Annotated in this window: 1 protein-coding gene; it reads left to right on the forward strand. The window is 65.9% G+C overall.

Annotated features, from left to right (window positions below):
* A partial coding sequence (locus ACQG3P_RS20630) for an HAD hydrolase family protein (protein ID WP_426806089.1) occupies window positions 1–255 on the forward strand: 255 nt, incomplete at both ends.

Raw genomic sequence — 255 nt, forward strand, 5'->3', positions numbered from 1 at the left:
GTGTCCGGCCTTGCCCCGTTCCTGGAGGAACTGGCCATCAATGGCGCGGACGACTACTGCATCGCGTGCAATGGCGGGCTGGTCACCCGCGTTGCCACCGGCGAGGTGGTGGTGGAATCCCCGCTCAGCTTCGCTGATTTCCTGTTCTGCGAGCAGGTGGCGCGCGAGCTGGGCGTGCACTTCCACGCGCTGGAGGGCGAACGGCTGTACACGCCCAACCGCGACATCAGCATCTACACCGTGGCCGATTCGCAC

Origin of the sequence: Stenotrophomonas sp. SrG (assembly GCF_050031795.1) — a bacterium.
Lineage (GTDB): Bacteria > Pseudomonadota > Gammaproteobacteria > Xanthomonadales > Xanthomonadaceae > Stenotrophomonas > Stenotrophomonas rhizophila_A.